This is a genomic window from Streptomyces sp. NPDC029296 (genome assembly GCF_055569255.1).
In genome coordinates this window covers 17,964-34,392 of record NZ_JBVHXT010000055.1, presented here as the reverse complement: position 1 = coordinate 34,392, position 16,429 = coordinate 17,964, and the positions used below count along the sequence as shown (strand labels likewise).

The window sequence follows — 16,429 nt, the reverse complement described above, 5'->3', positions numbered from 1 at the left end:
GATCAGGGCTGCTTCCTGGAGACGGGCGCGGTGAGCGTGACCCGGGTGCCGGCGCGGGCGGCCGGAGTGATCTCCAGGCTGCCGCCGATGAGCAGGGCCCGTTCGCGCATGCCGCGCATGCCGGCGCCTTCGCGCGGTGCCGTGATGCCGCACCCGTCGTCGGTGACGGCCAGCACCACCTTGTCATCGGTGTGCCGCAGGGCGACGGTGACCGTTTCCGCGTCCGCGTGCCGCGCGGCGTTGGTCAGCGACTCCTGCGCGACGCGGTAGAGGACCAGCTCCGTCTGCGGGTCCAGGTCGGGCAACTCGGCGTCGAAACGGCGGCCGACCCGCATCCCGGTGTGGGTGGCGATGCCCTCCGCGAGCGAGGTCAGCGCGCTCACCAGTCCCAGGTCGTCCAGCACACCGGGGCGCAGCCGGCGCACCAGGCGCCGTACCTCGTCCAGGCTCTCCCGGGTGATCTCCTGAGCCTCCCGCAGCTCTTTGCCCAGCGGCTCGGGTGCGTCGTCCGCGGCCCGCTTCAACGCCAGCAGGATCGCGGTCATGGTCTGGCCGACCTCGTCGTGCAGTTCCTGCGCGATGCGGCGGCGCTCGGCCTCCTGGGCCAGCAGCACCCGGGCACTGCTGGTGGCCCGCTCCTGTTCCAGCCGCTCCAGCATGGCGTTGAACGTACGGATCACCTCGGCGACCTCACCGCCCCCCCGCGTGGTCAGGCGCTGGCCCGGGCGCAGCAGGTCCACGGTGGCCATCAGCCTCGTCAGGCGGTCCAGCGGAGCGAGGCCGAGCCGCAGCAGCGCGGCGTTGGCCACCAGCATGACCACCAGGCCGCCCACCAGGATGATCGCCTCGGTGAGCACCACCGGCACCGATACGGTCACCGGCGCCCACAGCAACAGCGCCGTGGCCGTACCCAGCACCACGGCGTTCAAAGCGAAGATCCGCCAGAACAACGACACCGGCTCGCGCCTCCCCTTCACCGTGCCGTCGGTTCGCCCTCACTGTCGGGCGCCGCGGCATCCTCATCAGCGTCCATTGGTGCAGGAGCGCTCGAGTGAGCCTACGGCCAGCCTGCCCCCGCCCGTGCGCGCCGTCCATGGGGCACGAAGCCCATTTCCCCTGGTCACGGCCACCCATGGCAGTCCGCGTGGATCTTCCGCCCCCACGCAAATGGGGTCCGCGCCCGATAGGCGTGCGGGGCCGGCCCGCCCAGAGTGGAAGGCGTCACCCCACCGGCGGGTGGCCCGGGCACACCGCCGGGCCACCCGCGCCTGGGACCGGGACGGCACGCCCGGTGCCGTACGACCCCGGAACCGCGCGGTCCGTACGGCGCCCCGGACAGCCGTGCGACGCCTTTTGACGGGGCGTACGACACCCAGAGAGGAAACAGCCATGTCGCTCGACGTCACCCGGACCGGCCTCCACCCGCACGAGGCGCGGCAGCGCCTGGAGCACGCACGGGCCTCCCGGCTCGCACAGGTGCAGGCGCTCGACGAGAGCGGACGCGGCACGGACGACCCCCTGCTGTCCGAACAGAGGAACGCCATGGAGCAGATCCTCGAAGAGATCGCGGAAGCCTTCGCCCGCCTCGAGGACGGAACCTACGGAACCTGCCTGGCCTGTGCCAAGCCGATTCCCGCCGAACGGCTGGAGATCCTTCCCTACACCCGCCACTGCGTCACCTGCCGGCTGAGCAGCTCCTGACCATCGCCCGTACGCGTCTTCACCACCGCACGACGACGAGGGGTGACAAGGTGAACCACCGTGCCTCCGGCGGGATCACGACCGTTCTGCCGGCCGAGGATCTGGCCGCGCTGCGCGAGAACCTGAACGAGCAGCGTCTGTTCCGCCGGGAGCAGGTGCGCCGGCTCGCGGGACCGCAGGCCTCCCGGGCCGGGGGAGGGGCGGCGCGGCAGACGGCCGCGCGGGCCGAGGTCGATGCCAAGCTGGCCGCATACGCCCGTATGGTCCTCACCGACGTGGAAGCGGCCCTGCGGCGCATGGACGAGGGCTCCTACGGCATCTGCCACCTGTGCCGGCGCGCCGTCGGCCTCGAACGCCTGAGGATCGTGCCGCAGGCCCGCTACTGCGGTCGCTGCCGGCAGGCCGAGGAGGCCGGCCCGTGAACGGCGCCCGCCGTCCGTACGCCGTCCCCGCCCGGCACCGCCCCTGGCCGCTGTGCCGGCACTGCTGCGGCATCGCCCTGGACATGGGCAGTGCCCGCACCCGCGCCCTGATCGCCGGCCGCGGCGTGGTGGTGGACGTGCCCACCGAGACCTTCCCCGGCGCCGGCGCGATCCACCCCATCCAGCGGGGCACGATCATCGACACGCCGGGCTGCGCCCGGATGCTGCGGCGCCTGCTCGCGGACCGTCTGCCCCCTCTCGTACGTCCCATGGTCATCGTCACCGCCCCCGTTCTCGACGGGCCGGCCTACCGCACCGAGGCCCGCGCGGCGGTCGACGTGCTGCGGCCGCGTGCCGTCCTCACCGTGCCCAGCGCCCGTGGCATCGCCCTGGCCTCCGGCGCGGACCTCACCCGGCCGCTGCTGGTGGTGGACGTCGGCGCCCACCTCACGGAGGTGGTGCTGCTGAGCGACGGCGCCGTCACCGACGCGCGCCGCACCGCCCTGGGCACCAGCGACCTGGACGACACGACCACGCCCGGGCACATCGCCGAAGCGGTCGCCCGGATGCTGACGGCGATGCTCCACCAGGACCACACCACCCTCACCGCGGACGCCTTGCGGCGCGACATCCTGCTGGCCGGCGGAGGCGCCCTGCGCCCCGACATCAGGCACCGGCTCGGCGCCCGGCTCCCCGCGCGACTGCACACGGTCCCCGCCCCGCACACCGCCGCGGTCCGCGGCGCGGGGACGCTCCTGCAGGCCGCGCACGTCCATCCGTCGGCAGCGGGAGACGCACAGCACTCCGACACGCAGGACGTGTGACGGGGCCGGGAGCCGACGTCCCGCCTTCTTTCCGCTAGCCGGCGCTCACGGCCTCCACGACGGACAGCACGGTCGGCGTGGGCACGATCCGCCGCAGGCGCAGCCCCGCCTCCGCGAAGAGCCGGACGAAGTCCTCTTCGGTGCGCTCCCGCCCCACCAGGGAGGACATCATCATCAGGTCGAGGGTCTTGGACTGGTGGGGCAGGTCACCGGGTGGCACGACGGCGTCGATGACGAGGACGCGTCCGCCGGGTGCCATGGCCCGCCGGCAGTTGCGCAGGATCGTGGCGGACTGCTCGTCGTCCCAGTCGTGGAGGATGCGCTTGACGAGGTAGACGTCCGCCGACGGGACCGAGGAGAAGAAGTCTCCCTCGGCCGTGGACCAGCGGCCGGCGATGTCGTCGTGGTCGCCCAGCCGGTGGCCGGCGAGGACGTGCGCCTGGTCGTGGAGCACTCCGTGCAGGCCGGGCCCTCGGCGGAGCACCTCGAGGAGCAGGCCGCCGTGGCCGCCGCCGATGTCCACGACGGTGCCCGTGGGCGGGAAGTCGTAGGCCCCGGCGATGGGTTCGTTCTCGTGGTCCGACAGGGCGGCCATGCCGACGTGGAAGACGGCGGCGGTCTCCGCGTCGCGCGCGAAGTAGTCGAAGAACGTCGTCCCGAAGATGCCGGTGAAGGCGGAGCCGCCGTCGGTCAGGCAGCGGTGCATCTCCCCGGCGGGGCGCCACATGGTGGCGTCGGTGAGCATGAGGATCGCGGCACGGGCGGAATGAGGGGCGTCCGAGCGCAGCGCCTGGCCGATGGCGGTCAGCCGGAACCGCCCCGCGCCCGTCTCCTCGACCACGCCGCGAGTGGCGAGCAGCCGCAGGACTCGCCCGAGGTTGCCGGCGTCGGTCCCGGTCGCCGCGGCGAGCCGCTCGACGCTCTCGTCGCCGTCCGCCATGTGGTCGGCCACCCGCACGGCAGCGGCGGCGCGCAGCGCCGCGGGGAACAGGAAGCCCAGACTTTCGTCGATCAGCCGGGCGGCGGATTGCCGTGCCGTGTTCATTGCTGTGTCACCTCTTCTTGGCGGGGCCCGGTCCTCGCGGGGCCGGATCGCGCGTGCGGGGACGGGCGAGGGCGGGTGGTCCAGGATGGCGCGGTCGGCGGCCAGACGGCGGTCGCGGGCGGGGGTTGTACGGTCGCGGTGACCGGTGCTGACGGGTCGGTGGGGTCGATGAGGCCGCTGGTCCCAGTGCATCCCCTCGGGCACGGAGCGGCCAGAGGGCTTCCGGCCGTCTTCACCCGGACGTGGACAGGTCCTGCCCGGCTGTCGCGGCCGGTCCTGTCGGACGGCCCTCCGACGAGCGGAGCGACGCACGCGGGACGCGGCCCGCTCCCGCGGTACGCGCGTGCCGGTGGGGCCGGATGGCGGGGCCGGGACCCCGCGGGGCCGCCGGACCGGGGGCGCCTCCCCATCCGGCGGCACGCCGGGTGCCGACGTGCCACGGCCTGCCGGGTCGGGCCCCCGGCCCCCGGCCCCGGGTGCCGACGGCCGTAGGGTCACGCGCCGCGGGCCGTCGCGCGGAAGGCCGTCGGTGTCGTGCCCGTCCGCTGCCGGAAGAACTTGGTGAAGTCGCTGGCGTCGGCGAAGCCGAGACGCGCGGCCACGGTGGCGACGGTCGACGAGCCGTGCGCCAGCTCCCGTCTGGCCTCCAGCACCACGCGTTCGTCGATGTAGCGCTTCGCCGGCATGCCGGTGGCGGCCTCGGTCGCCCGGGTGAGGGTGCGACGGCTGTAGCCCAGTGCCCCCGCGTAGTCCTCCACCCGGCGGGTGACCGCGAAATCGCGTTCCACGGCCGCGCGGAAACGGCGGAACGTCTCGTTCGGGACCGGCCTGCCGGGCTCGGACCCGTACGCCCTCGCCAGACGCACCATCAGCACCGCCAGCAGATGCCGCAGCACCTGCACGTGGGACTCCAGGGGCAGCTCGGCCATGGCCTCGTACTCGTACCGCAAGTGGTCCAGTGCCCGGCGCAGGCCCTCCGCGTGCGGGGCGTCCGGTCTGAGGGGTGCCTGGGCGGACGCCAGGTCGGCGACCGAGGCGGCGGCCGTCTCCGTGTCGGGGAAACCCGGGGGAAAGGCGACCACCAGACCCTCGGCCCCCGGCAGATCCGCGCCCCAGCGCTGTACCTGCCCGGGACGGATCCACAGCCAGGCGCCGCCGGACAGTTCGTACCGGGTGAAGTCCACCGAGACCGTCAGCCGGCTGCCCGGCCGCACGGTGACGAGCTGGTGGAAGGCCGGGCGCAACGACGCGTACGGATCGTTGCCGTGCCGGCGGGCGCGCTCGGCCAGTCCCGCCAGCTCGACCAGCTCCAGACCCGGCGGGGAGCCGGCCGTACGCCGCAGGGCGAGGTCCCGGATGACCGGCCGTCGCGCAACCTGTCCGTTTTTCCCCATACCGAGTCCCGAGTGTACCGCCGGACCCCGTCACCGGGCTCCTAGCGTGAGGACACAGGCGCTGGTCAGCGCGGTATACGCGGAAGGAAAGCCCGGTATGAGACTGGTCGTGGGGATGACGGGGGCCACCGGCGCCGTGTTCGGTGTCCGGTTCCTCCAGGTGCTGGCCCAGCTGCCGGACGTCGAGACCCACCTGGTCCTCAGCCGGTGGGCGCGGACGACGATCGAGCTGGAGACGGGCCTGTCCGTGAACGAGGTCGGCGACCTGGCCGACGTCGTGCACCGGCCGGAGGACCAGGGCGCCGCCATCTCCTCCGGGTCGTTCCGCACCGACGGCATGGTGATCGTGCCGTGCTCCATGAAGACGCTCGCCGGGATCCGCGCCGGATACGCCGACAGCCTGGTCGGACGCGCCGCCGACGTGGTGCTCAAGGAGCGCCGCCCGCTCGTCCTCGTCCCGCGCGAGACACCGCTGAGCGAGATCCATCTGGAGAACATGCTCGCGCTCTCCCGGATGGGCGTACGGCTGGTGCCGCCCATGCCCGCCTTCTACAACCACCCGCGGTCGGTGGACGACATCGTCGACCACGTCGTGGCCCGGATCCTGGACCAGTTCGACCTGCCCGCGCCCGCCGCCAAGAGGTGGGAGGGCATGCGCGCCGCCCGCCTGTCGCGACCGGTTTCCTGACCCCCGTTCCCGGGGCCCCGCGCCCCGGAACCCCCTCATCCTGCCCCTTTCCGCTTTCACGGAGTACCCATGGCTTACGACGACCTGCGCGGTTTCCTCAGCACGTTGGAGAAGGAAGGCCAGCTGCTGCGCATCACCGAAGAAGTCCTTCCCGAACCCGATCTGGCCGCGGCGGCCAACGCCGCCGGCCGCATCGGCGAAGGCGCGCCCGCCCTCTGGTTCGACAACGTCAAGGGCTTCACCGACGCCCGTGTCGCCCTGAACGTCCACGGCTCCTGGGCCAACCACGCCCTCGCCCTCGGCCTGCCCAAGCACACTCCGGTCAAGGAGCAGGTGGAGGAGTTCGCCCGGCGCTGGGACGCCTTCCCGGTCGCCCCCGAGCGGCGCGAGGACGCCCCGTGGCGGGAGAACACGCAGGAGGGCGACGACGTCGACCTGTTCTCGGTCCTTCCCCTGTTCCGCCTCAACGACGGCGACGGCGGCTTCTACCTCGACAAGGCGGCCGTGGTCTCCCGCGACCCCGAGGACCCCGGCCACTTCGGCAAGCAGAACGTCGGGACCTACCGCCTCCAGGTCGTCGACCGCGACCGGCTCGCGATACAGCCCGTCCCCGTGCACGACATCGCGATCCACCTGCGCAAGGCGGAGGAGAAGGGCGAGGACCTCCCCATCGCCATCACCCTCGGCAACGACCCCGTCATGGCCATCGTGGCCGGGATGCCGATGGGCTACGACCAGAGCGAGTACGAGATGGCCGGAGCCCTGCGCGGCGCGCCCGCCCCGATCGCCACCGCCCCCCTCACCGGCTTCGACGTGCCCTGGGGCTCCGAGGTCGTCATCGAAGGCGTCATCGAGAGCCGCAAGCGGCAGATCGAGGGCCCCTTCGGCGAGTTCACGGGGCACTACTCCGGCGGCCGCCGCATGCCCGTCGTCCGCATCGACCGCATCTCCTACCGCACCAACCCGGTCTTCGAGTCCCTCTACCTGGGCATGCCGTGGACCGAGTGCGACTACCTCGTGGGCCCCAACACCTGTGTCCCGCTGCTGAAGCAGCTGCGCGCCGAGTTCCCCGAGGTCCAGGCCGTCAACGCCATGTACACGCACGGCCTGCTGGCCGTGATCTCCACCAGGAAGCGGTACGGCGGCTTCGCCAAGGCCGTGGCCATGCGCGCCATGACGACCCCGCACGGCCTCGGGTACATCACCACGGTCATCGTCGTCGACGAGGACGTGGACCCGTTCGACCTGCCGCAGGTCATGTGGGCGATGTCGTCGAAGGTCAACCCGGCCGACGACGTCGTGGTCCTGCCCAACCTCTCCGTGGTGGAGCTGGCACCCGCCGCCCAGCCGGCGGGCCTGACCAGCAAGATGATCATCGACGCCACCACACCCGTGCACCCCGACGCGCGCGGCAACTTCTCCACGCCCACCAAGGACCTCCCCGAGGCGAAGGAGTGGGCGGCCAGGCTCCAGCGCCTGCTGTCCGAAGCCCGCGGCTGACACCCGTCTCCGGCACCCACCCGACCCCGTACCAAGGAAGGCACCCCCCATGACCGACTGCTGTCCCCGCTGTGCCCACGAGAGCGTCAGGACCCTGCACTCCTCGCCCGTCCCCGGTGTCTGGGACGTCGTGCAGTGCGGGCGCTGCCTCTACACGTGGCGGACCAGCGAACCGGACCGGCGCACACGGCGTGCCGCCTACCCGGAGGCGTTCCGGCTGACCTGCGAGGACATGGCGAACGCCGCCGAGGTGCCGGCCGTCCCGCCCCTGCGCACCGACGGCTCGCACCAGTAGAACCGGGCGGGCGTCCGACCCTCAAAGAAGTACTTTGAGGGTCTCAAAGTACAAGTGTTAACGTATTCGGTGTGAAGACAGCCGTGCGCCTCCGTGAACCCATGAGCCCTCTGCTCGTGGTGCGCCTGCATGTCGATCTGTGCCGCTGTATGTCCGCGGTCTGTTGCCGAGAGGTCTGACCGGCATCATGCAGCGGCGCCGCCCGTAGCGCGTGTGCGCCGCACCCACCCCGCCCGTCCGTATTCCCCGATACGCCCTCACTGGAGTGTGTCCGTGTCCGCGTCCGCGAGCACCGAAATCCCCGCCAAGCCCGTCCGGGGCATACCCTCGGTGCCCTTCTGGGCCCAGATCGTCGCCGGTCTCGTCCTCGGCGTCGCCCTCGGCTGGGTCACCCGCACCTTCGAAGTGCAGTGGCTGTACACCACGCTCGACAAGATCGGCCACATCTTCGTCCAGCTGCTGAAGCTGGCCGTCGCCCCGCTGGTCTTCTTCGCGATCCTGGTGTCCATCACCAACCTGCGCAAGGTGAACAACGCCGCCCGGCTGGCCTCCCGCACCCTGCTCTGGTTCATGGTCACATCGCTGATCGCGGTCGCCATCGGCCTCGCGATCGGCCTGGTCACCAACCCGGGCGCGGGCACCGGCCTCACCCCGAAGGACGGGAAGAAGCCCGAGTACGCCGGCTCCTGGCTGGACTTCCTCACCGGCATCGTCCCGACGGACGTCGTCACGCCCTTCACCGAGCTGAACGTCCTGCAGATCGTCTTCATGGCCGCCGTCGCCGGCATCGCCGCCCTGAAGCTCGGTGAGAAGGCGCAGCCGATCCTCACCCTCAGCGAGTCGGTCCTGGAACTGCTGCAGAAGGCCCTGTGGTGGGTCATCCGCCTCGCCCCGCTCGGCACCGTCGGCCTCATCGGCTACGCCATCGCCGACTACGGCTGGGACCTCATCGGCAAGTACGCGACCTTCACCGCCGACGTCTACATCGGCTGCGCCCTGGTCCTCTTCGGTGTCTACCCGCTGCTGCTGGCGACCGTCGCCAAGGTCAACCCGGTCCAGTTCTTCAAGGGTGCCTGGCCCGCCATCCAGCTGGCCTTCGTCTCCCGCTCGTCCGTCGGCACCATGCCGGTCACGGTCAAGGTCACCGAGCGCCTCGGCGTGCCGAAGGAGTACACCTCCTTCGCCGTCCCGTTCGGCGCCACGACGAAGATGGACGGCTGCGCCGCGATCTACCCGGCACTTGCCGCGATCTTCATCGCCCAGATCTTCGACGTGCACCTGAGCATCGGCGACTACCTGCTGATCGCCTTCGTCTCGGTGATCGGTTCCGCGGCCACCGCCGGTCTCACGGGCGCCACGGTCATGCTGACGCTGACCCTGTCCACGCTGGGCCTGCCGCTGGAGGGCGTGGGCCTGCTGATGGCGATCGACCCGGTGCTGGACATGATGCGCACGGCCACCAACGTCGCCGGCCAGGCACTGGTCCCGGTCGTCGTCGCCGCCCGCGAGAAGATCCTCGACCTCGACGCGTACAACTCCGCCTCGGGTTCTCCGGTGGACGACGACTACGGCGTGCGCGACGCCGAGCAGAAGGTGACCGTGCCGGTCGCCGTCTGACGCTCCCCCCCACGATGGCGCCCCCACCGGCCGGCAGGCCGACGGGGGCGCTTCGTGCGTGTGGTCACGGGCCGCCGGTCCGGATCGGCGGGCAGGGGAGGAGTTCCCGTCCCCGAGCCGCCCCGAGACGATCGCCGCCGAGGCGGCGTGGACGTCCCGGCGACCGCGGCCGGAGAAGCGCATCTCCCGGTCGCGGTGGTGGGTGACCCCGGCGGTGAGGTCCCGGGCCGCGCTCGCGGACGAGACGTCGCCCGTGTCGAACCGCGTCGTCGCCGGCGGCGATCACCGGCAGGCCGTCACCGCCGCGCGCGACCTCGGCAGGGTCGCCCTCCACCGCGTGGACGATGTCACCCCACGGGCAGCGCCCCGTCCGTGCCGCGGTCGTCCTCCGGCGCAGCCGCGGCCATCCCACCTGCCACGGGCGGGGCGGCGGTCGTGCACGGGTAGGAGTGAACGGGCGGCAGCCCCCGCCGCGCCGCGGGCCACACCGCGGCCAACGCCGATGCGGAAGGCGCGAAGACCTTCCCCAGGCCGGCCAAGGTGTTCGGGTCGTGCCATTCCCAGCGCACGAACCGGTGCGGCTCGCACACCCGGGGCCGCCCGTCCCACGCGGTGACGCGGACCACGGCGGTGACCCGGCGCACGTCGAGCCGGTCGTCGTGGAGGACCGAGACGAGGTGAGCGTCCTCCACGCGCGCCGTCAGCCCGGTCTCCTCCGACAGTTCCCGCACGGCGGCGGCCGGAGCGCTCTCACCCGTCTCGATCCGCCCTCCCGGCAGTTCCCACACGCCCTCGGTGGAGCGCCCCAGCAGAACCCGCCCGGACGCGTCGGTGACGATCGCGGCGGCGCCGAAGACGGCGTCCGGCTCGGGCGGCCGTCGTTTCTCCCGCGCGGTGAACGTCCGGCGCTGTCCGCGCAGCACCAGCACCGCCAGACCCTCCACGTCGAACCGTTCGGCTTCCGCGAACCCGTCCGCGAGCGCGGTGAGTTCGGCCTCGTCCAGGGCGATGTGGCGCCGCTCGGCCGCCGTACGCTCCGCGACCGGGGTGATGACGACGAGCGCCCCGTCCGGACGCAGCCGCGCGGCCAGCCGGCCGAGAGCCCAGGTGCGGTTGCCGATGAAGGCCACGGACAGCCGCATGGTCACCAGGTCGTAACCGTCCTCGGCCAGCGCGTCCAGGTCGTCGTGCTCGATGTCCAGGCACAGCCAGCGCACCCCCTCCACGGCGGTGTGCTCCGCGCGGGCCCGATCGAGGGCGCCCTCGGCGAAGTCGACGCCGTCGACCGCGTAGCCGAGCGACGCCAGGCAGGCCGCCAGTTCACCGGTGCCGCAGCCGACGTCGAGGGCCCGGCCGCCGACGGGCGCCGGGGTGTGCTCGGCCAGGAGGCCCTTCTCCCCCTCTCCCAGCCGGCGGAAACCACGGCCGCCGTCGTAGTGGCTGGACCAGTCCGCTCGCGTATAGCCCACAGAAACCTCCTCGTGCGTCGACGGCCGCCACGGTGGCCGCCCGGACACCGCTCCTCCTGAACGCTCGTGAGGCGCGATCGTGAAGCTCAACGACCACGCCGGGATATCGAACTGGCGTGTTCCGGCCGACTGTGAAGTCCCGACGGGGAGCGGGTCGCGGAAGACGGGGGCCGCATCGACCCGTGTTCTCGCGTGCCCGGCTTCTCGCGTGCCCGGCGGAATGGCGGTCAGAGCACGGCGAGGCGCTCCACGAGCAGTTCCACCCTCTGCTCGGTGTACTCCGGTGGCAGCCGTCCGGCCCGGGTCAGGGTCGCGATCCCGTGCAGGGACGCCCAGAACACCTCGGTGAACAGCTCCGGGGAGATACCGTCACCGGCGACCTCGCCGAGGCATTCCAGCAGCGCGGCGAAAGCGTCCTTGAGGGGTTGCGGGGTGTCCTCCTGTGCGTACGCGAGGCCGCCGTCGAGCTGGAACAGGGCGTCGTAGACCGCCGGGTTGCGCGCGGCGAAGTTGAGATAGGCGCGGGCGAGGGAGGCGACCCGGGCGCGAGGGCCGTCCGCGGCGGAGGCGGCGGCCCTGAGCGCCGCGGCCATCTCGGTGGCGCCTTCGAGGGCGACGGCGCCGATGATCTCGCGTTTGCCGCGGAAGTGGCTGTAGAGGACGGGCTGGCTGTACTCGATGCGCTCGGCGAGCCGGCGGGTGGTGACCGCGTCCCAGCCCTGCTGCTCGGCGAGTTCGCGGGCTGTCGCCACGATGAGGCGTTCCCGCTCCGCCCGTTCGCGCTGCTTGCGTTCCTGTACCGACATAACTCGATCCTAGCATCGCTAGACATTCAAGCGGCAGCAAGGCTAGCGTTGATTCATCATCTAGCGACACTAGATTTCAGGAGGGCTCATCATGCTCAGCGCACTCGAGGTGTTCACCACCGTGGTCGTCGGCGTGATGGTGGGGGTGGAGTTCTCGGTCGCCTTCGTCGTCAATCCGATCCTCGACGCACTCCCCGGTGACAGCGGCCAACTCGGCCGCGCCCACGGGGGCCGGATGCTCGGCGCCGTGATGCCGGTCTGGTACGTCACCTCGGTCGCGCTCGTCGTGGTCCGGGCCGTCGTGGGATGGCACGCCCAGGGCACCGGCCTCGTCGTCACCGCCGGCGCGCTGCTGATCCTCAGCGTGATCATGTCACTCCTGCTGCTCGTCCCCATCAACAACCGGGGCAGGACATGGACACCCGAGAACCGGCCCGAGGACTGGAAGGAGCAGCTGAACCGCTGGGACCGCTTCCACTACGTCCGCGTCGCCGTCATCACCGGCTCCTTCGCCTTGCTGGTCACCGCCCTCGCCTGAGCCCGCGAGGCGACATCGCGCCGGTGGCACACGCTCCCCACTCCCGGAGAGCAGTGGGCAACCGCAACCCGGCCATCCGGGAACCGCAGGCACGGGAACGCTCCGCGGTGCGGTGGCCGGCGCGCTGGGCTGTACGGGTGGACGTGGGTGTGTCCGGTCCGGGGCGGTCGGCGGGACAGGCATATGAGGAAGGGGCGGCCGGCGTGAACGGCCGCCCAGTCAAGCCGATGCCCGGTCCGGGGCGAGGAGGATGCCGCTGTGCCTGTTCCCGTGGAGTTCGATCGGCGTTCGACCGGCTACAGCCTCGAACGTGCCTACTGGCTCGCGCTGGCCGCGGACCTGGCGTACAAGGACGAAGCCGCCATCGAGGCGCAGGCGAGGCAGTGGGGGTTCGGCACCGTCCGGCACCACGAGACCCGGTTCACCCCGCCGTTCCCGCTCCAGGACACCCAGGCCTACACCATGGCCGGCGATGACATGATCGTCACCGCGTTCCGCGGCACCGAACCGCGGCAGATCAAGGACTGGCTCTCCGACGCCACGACCCCGCCCCGGCAGGGTCCGGCCGGCACGGGACACGTCCACGACGGATTCGGCGAGGCGCTGGCGTCGATCTGGCCCGGTGTGAAGGACACCCACGCCGAACTGCGCACCAACGGCCAGACGGTCTGGTTCACCGGACACAGCCTGGGCGGGGCACTCGCCATGCTCGCCGGCGCCCGCATGTACCTGGAGGACCCGCGCCTGGCCGCCGACGGCGTCTACACCTACGGCCAGCCGCGCACCTGCGACGCCACCCTGGCCAGGGCCTACAACAAGGGCTACAAGGGCCGGATGTACCGGTTCGTGAACAACAACGACATCGTCCCCCAGATGCCGCCCGCACCCCCCTACTCCCATGTCGACGCACTGCGCTACATCGACTCCCACGGCAAGGTCCGCGACACCATGCCGGTGATCGGCGGACTGTTCGACCACGCGGCGGGGCTGACCGCCGACCCGCTCGCACCCGCCTCCGACGGCGTCCGCGACCACTTCATGCACAGCTACCTCGCCGCGCTGGAGAAGAACCTCTCCTGACACCGGTCGGTCGTCGTCGAACCGGCCCCGCACGCTTCGCTGGACGTCAGCGGTGTGCGGTCGGCTGTCTCGAGCGGGTGTCCAGTGCGTAGGCACCAGGCCGGGCGGGTGGCTGGTGCGGGTGGACCAGGGCCGGACGGTCGCTGGGGGCGATGCCCGGGAGGCTGCCGGAGGGGAGCGTGGGGGGTGCGCGGGATTCTCGCGCATTCGCTTCTCGTCCAGTGGTGTCTGGGGTGGTCAGCAAGTGACGGTCTTCTTGCACGGGATCAGGCGGTGGGCGTTCCGGTGGCGCCGGCCGGTGGGTGACAGGTGGCCTGCTGCCGAAGGGGCAGGCCGAGGTCTTCTCGGTGCCCGGCACCGCGTCCCGGAAGGTGTGCGGTCCGCTGGGGGAGTGCCGGTGAAGGGGACGGCCGTAACCGAAGCTGTGGACGCGCCGGTCCGTCTCCGCCCCGGGTGGGTGCCGGTCGGCGCACTCGGAGTCCTGGCATCGGCACTTGGCGCTCTGCAGTCCGTGGTGGAGCCCGCGCTGCCTCTGTTGCAGCGTGAGCTGGAGGTCAGTGCTGCCGAGGGGGCCTTGATCGGGAACGTGCTTCTCACGACCGGTGCGGTCGTCACCCCCGTGGCCGGCAAGCTCGGCGACCGTTACGGCGGCAAACGGGTGCTGGTCGGGCTGATGGCCGTGGTGTCGATGGGTGGCCTGATGGCCGGTTCGGCACGGGGTCTGCCGGTGTTGCTGCTCGGCCAGATCCTGCAGGGTGTCATGGTGGGGGCGCTGCCCCTGTCGTTCATCCTGGTGCGCAAACACCTCACGGCAGGACAGTCACAAGCGGCGATCGGGGTGGTCGTCGCGTTGTTCACCGGCGGCGGCATGGCGGGGACGGCGTGTGCCGGGCCGGTCGCGGAAGCACTGTCCTGGCAGTGGATGTTCATACTGCCGACGATCGTGGTCATCGCGGCGACGCTGGCCGTGGCCCGGCTGTTGCCGGATGATCCGCCGGGCCGGTCGCAGGAGCGGATCGACTGGATCGGCACGGTGTTGCTGAGTGGCACGCTGCTCGCGTTCATGGTCGGACTCGCGACGGTGACGGGGGACGGTGGTGCGCCGCCGCCGGTGGCCGGTGCCCTCGTGGTGGTCGTGGCCGCCCTCGCGACCGGGTGGGTCGTGGCCGAGCGCCGGGCGGCCTCGCCGATGGTCGATCTGCGGATGCTGGCCAAGCCTGCGATGTGGAGTGCGTGTGCGCTCACCTTCGTCATGACCGCCACCTCCGGCATGGTGCTCTTCCTCCTCCCGCAGCTGTTCGCGGTGCCGGCCGACGGGTACGGTTTCGGGGCCGACACCACCGACATCGGCCTGCTCCTGCTGCCCGGTGCCGTCGCCGGGGCGGTGAGCGATGCGGCCGGCGGGGTCGCGGCGCGGCGTTTCGGCCCGCGCACCGTGGTCGTGGTGGGCACCGTCGTCACGGCGGCCACGATGACCGCCCTGGCGACGCTGCACAGCGCGCAGTGGCAGCTCGTCCTCGCGAAGGTGCTGACCGCGTTCGCCGCGGGCGTCGGGACCACGGCATTGCTGGCCGGCACCGCCGCCGCCATCCGGACCGAGGACATCGGCATCGCCACCAGCCTGCTCGTGGTCACGCGCGTGATCGGTGTCGCCCTGGGCGCCCAAGTGGCCGGCGCGATCCTCGGCGCCGGGGCCGATCCGGTGACGGGCCGGCCGGCCGAATCGGCTTTCGCCACGGGGTCCGCCGTCGCCGGACTCGTCGCCGCGCTGTCACTGCTCGTTGTCCACGTCACGAAGAACAAGGGAGCCCGCACATGACACTCACCGGCCCGCCGGCGGACGTGAGTACCGGCGAGAAGCGCACGGTTCTGATCTCCGGGGCCGGTGTCGCCGGACCCGCGCTGGCGTACTGGCTGCACCGGTCGGGGTGCGTGGTCACCGTGGTGGAGAAGGCGGGCGCACCACGCGACGGTGGCTACCCCGTCGACATCCGCGGTACCGCGCTGGAGGTGGTCCGGCGGATGGGAATACTGCGCCGACTGCGGGAGGCACATGTCGACTCGCGTCGTGTCACCTTCCTCGACGCCGATGGCGGTGAAGTCGCTTCGCTCACCCCCCATACCGTTGCGGGCGGTGCCGAGGGACGCGACCTCGAGGTGCGTCGCGGGGATCTGGCCGCGATCCTCTACGCGCTGGTCCGCGACGACGCGGAATTCCTGTTCGGCGACTCCGTCGACACCCTCGACCAGTCCGGACAAGGCGTCGATGTCACATTCCGCGGCGGGCGGCGGCGCACGTTCGACCTGGTGGTGGGCGCCGACGGTACGCACTCGCGTACCCGGGAGCGCCTTTTCGGCCCCGAAGAACGGTTCCACCGCTACCTCGGGTACTGCTTCGCCCTCTTCACCATGCCCAACACCTTCGGGCTCTCCCGCGAGGTGGTGCTGTGGAACACCCCGGGCCGAGCCGCCGCCCTCTATGCCGTCGCGGACAACGACGAGTTGCACGCCTTCCTGAACTTCCATCAACCCCGGCCCCCGGCCGACGTCCTCCACCGCCCCGACGCCCAGCGGGACCTTGTCGCCGAAGTCTTCGCGGGCGCGGGATGGGAGGTCGCCGGCTTGGTCGGCGCCATGCGCGACGCGGACGACCTGTTCTTCGACACGGCCGGTCAGATCCGCATGCCCCACTGGTCCGGCGACCGCGTCGCGCTCGTCGGCGACGCCGCGTACGCGCCCTCCTTCCTCACCGGACAAGGCACGAGCCTCGCGCTGGTCGGCGCCTACATGCTCGCCCACGCCCTGTCCACGCACCAGGACCACACCGCGGCCTTCGCCGCCTACGAACGCGGCATGCGCGGTTACGCGGCCATGAATCAGGAACTGGCCGGAGACGGCGCGGCCACGCTCTTCCCCGTCACGGCGCGGGCCCTGGAACGACGCAACACCATGCTGCGCGGCCTCGTCACCATGCCCTCCGCGACCGCACGACCGGCCCACTCGGCTCTCACACTGCCCGGATTCGCTCCGGTGCCCTGATCCGGCCCACC

Annotated in this window: 16 protein-coding genes; 11 read left to right on the top strand and 5 right to left on the bottom strand. The window is 71.9% G+C overall.

The genetic code is table 11. The annotated features are described in order from the left end of the window. Nucleotides 1–2: 2 nt before the first annotated feature. Nucleotides 3–956: a sensor histidine kinase gene (locus ACZ4W9_RS35625; RefSeq protein WP_467942771.1), complete on the bottom strand. Its 954-nt coding sequence runs from the start codon at nt 954–956 to the stop codon at nt 3–5. A gap of 433 nt (nt 957–1,389) precedes the next feature. Here ACZ4W9_RS35625 and ACZ4W9_RS35620 point away from each other — a divergent pair, with 433 nt between their 5' ends. Genes ACZ4W9_RS35620 through ACZ4W9_RS35610 form a run of 3 tightly spaced genes read left to right on the top strand, consistent with a single transcriptional unit; the run spans nt 1,390 to nt 2,947 of the window. Next, entirely contained in the window at nt 1,390–1,701 is a 312-nt protein-coding gene (locus ACZ4W9_RS35620; protein WP_467942769.1) for a TraR/DksA C4-type zinc finger protein, read from the top strand. A gap of 50 nt (nt 1,702–1,751) precedes the next feature. Then, nucleotides 1,752–2,123: a TraR/DksA family transcriptional regulator gene (locus tag ACZ4W9_RS35615; protein ID WP_467942767.1), complete on the top strand. Its 372-nt coding sequence runs from the start codon at nt 1,752–1,754 to the stop codon at nt 2,121–2,123. Further along, entirely contained in the window at nt 2,120–2,947 is an 828-nt protein-coding gene (locus ACZ4W9_RS35610) for a rod shape-determining protein (protein WP_467942765.1), read from the top strand. Before ACZ4W9_RS35615 ends, ACZ4W9_RS35610 begins: the two co-directional genes overlap by 4 nt. A gap of 34 nt (nt 2,948–2,981) precedes the next feature. On the opposite strand, the gene ACZ4W9_RS35605 is transcribed toward ACZ4W9_RS35610, so the two are convergent. Together ACZ4W9_RS35605 and ACZ4W9_RS35600 are read right to left on the bottom strand one after the other, a co-directional pair. Next, nucleotides 2,982–3,992, bottom strand: coding sequence for a methyltransferase (locus ACZ4W9_RS35605; protein WP_467942763.1), 1,011 nt, complete (start codon nt 3,990–3,992; stop codon nt 2,982–2,984). A 494-nt stretch (nt 3,993–4,486) separates the two neighbouring features. Continuing rightward, nucleotides 4,487–5,386: a helix-turn-helix domain-containing protein gene (locus tag ACZ4W9_RS35600; protein WP_467942761.1), complete on the bottom strand. Its 900-nt coding sequence runs from the start codon at nt 5,384–5,386 to the stop codon at nt 4,487–4,489. 97 nt (nt 5,387–5,483) lie between these two features. Here ACZ4W9_RS35600 and ACZ4W9_RS35595 point away from each other — a divergent pair, with 97 nt between their 5' ends. From ACZ4W9_RS35595 to ACZ4W9_RS35580, 4 genes are all read left to right on the top strand, one after another. Next, on the top strand, nt 5,484–6,074 hold the full coding sequence (locus ACZ4W9_RS35595; RefSeq protein WP_467942759.1) for a non-oxidative hydroxyarylic acid decarboxylases subunit B: 591 nt from the start codon (nt 5,484–5,486) through the stop codon (nt 6,072–6,074). A gap of 69 nt (nt 6,075–6,143) precedes the next feature. Continuing rightward, a complete protein-coding gene (locus ACZ4W9_RS35590; RefSeq protein WP_467942757.1) occupies nt 6,144–7,574 on the top strand; it encodes a non-oxidative hydroxyarylic acid decarboxylases subunit C in 1,431 nt (476 codons plus the stop codon). Between the two features lie 49 nt (nt 7,575–7,623). Further along, the gene (locus ACZ4W9_RS35585) at nt 7,624–7,869 is read left to right on the top strand and encodes a non-oxidative hydroxyarylic acid decarboxylases subunit D (protein WP_467942755.1); all 246 of its coding nucleotides are present in this window, start codon (nt 7,624–7,626) and stop codon (nt 7,867–7,869) included. Nucleotides 7,870–8,136: 267 nt separating this feature from the next. Continuing rightward, the gene (locus ACZ4W9_RS35580; RefSeq protein ID WP_467942753.1) at nt 8,137–9,486 is read left to right on the top strand and encodes a dicarboxylate/amino acid:cation symporter; all 1,350 of its coding nucleotides are present in this window, start codon (nt 8,137–8,139) and stop codon (nt 9,484–9,486) included. Nucleotides 9,487–9,833: 347 nt separating this feature from the next. On the opposite strand, the gene ACZ4W9_RS35575 is transcribed toward ACZ4W9_RS35580, so the two are convergent. Then, entirely contained in the window at nt 9,834–10,955 is a 1,122-nt protein-coding gene (locus ACZ4W9_RS35575; RefSeq protein WP_467942751.1) for a bifunctional class I SAM-dependent methyltransferase/NUDIX hydrolase, read from the bottom strand. A 227-nt stretch (nt 10,956–11,182) separates the two neighbouring features. Further along, nucleotides 11,183–11,761, bottom strand: a complete 579-nt coding sequence (locus ACZ4W9_RS35570; RefSeq protein WP_467942749.1) for a TetR/AcrR family transcriptional regulator — start codon at nt 11,759–11,761, stop codon at nt 11,183–11,185. Between the two features lie 91 nt (nt 11,762–11,852). Here ACZ4W9_RS35570 and ACZ4W9_RS35565 point away from each other — a divergent pair, with 91 nt between their 5' ends. The 4 genes from ACZ4W9_RS35565 to ACZ4W9_RS35550 all read left to right on the top strand — a co-directional run bounded on the left by ACZ4W9_RS35565 (nt 11,853) and on the right by ACZ4W9_RS35550 (nt 16,418). Beyond that, entirely contained in the window at nt 11,853–12,299 is a 447-nt protein-coding gene (locus ACZ4W9_RS35565) for an anthrone oxygenase family protein (RefSeq protein WP_467942747.1), read from the top strand. Nucleotides 12,300–12,557: 258 nt separating this feature from the next. Then, nucleotides 12,558–13,379 (top strand): lipase family protein, encoded by an 822-nt coding sequence (locus ACZ4W9_RS35560; protein WP_467942745.1) that lies wholly within the window; start codon nt 12,558–12,560, stop codon nt 13,377–13,379. Between the two features lie 424 nt (nt 13,380–13,803). After that, complete coding sequence (locus ACZ4W9_RS35555) at nt 13,804–15,198, top strand: MFS transporter (RefSeq protein WP_467942828.1); 1,395 nt, start codon at nt 13,804–13,806, stop codon at nt 15,196–15,198. Continuing rightward, nucleotides 15,195–16,418, top strand: coding sequence for an FAD-dependent monooxygenase (locus ACZ4W9_RS35550; RefSeq protein ID WP_467942743.1), 1,224 nt, complete (start codon nt 15,195–15,197; stop codon nt 16,416–16,418). The genes ACZ4W9_RS35555 and ACZ4W9_RS35550 overlap by 4 nt, the downstream gene beginning before the upstream one ends. The last annotated feature ends 11 nt before the right edge of the window (nt 16,419–16,429 follow it).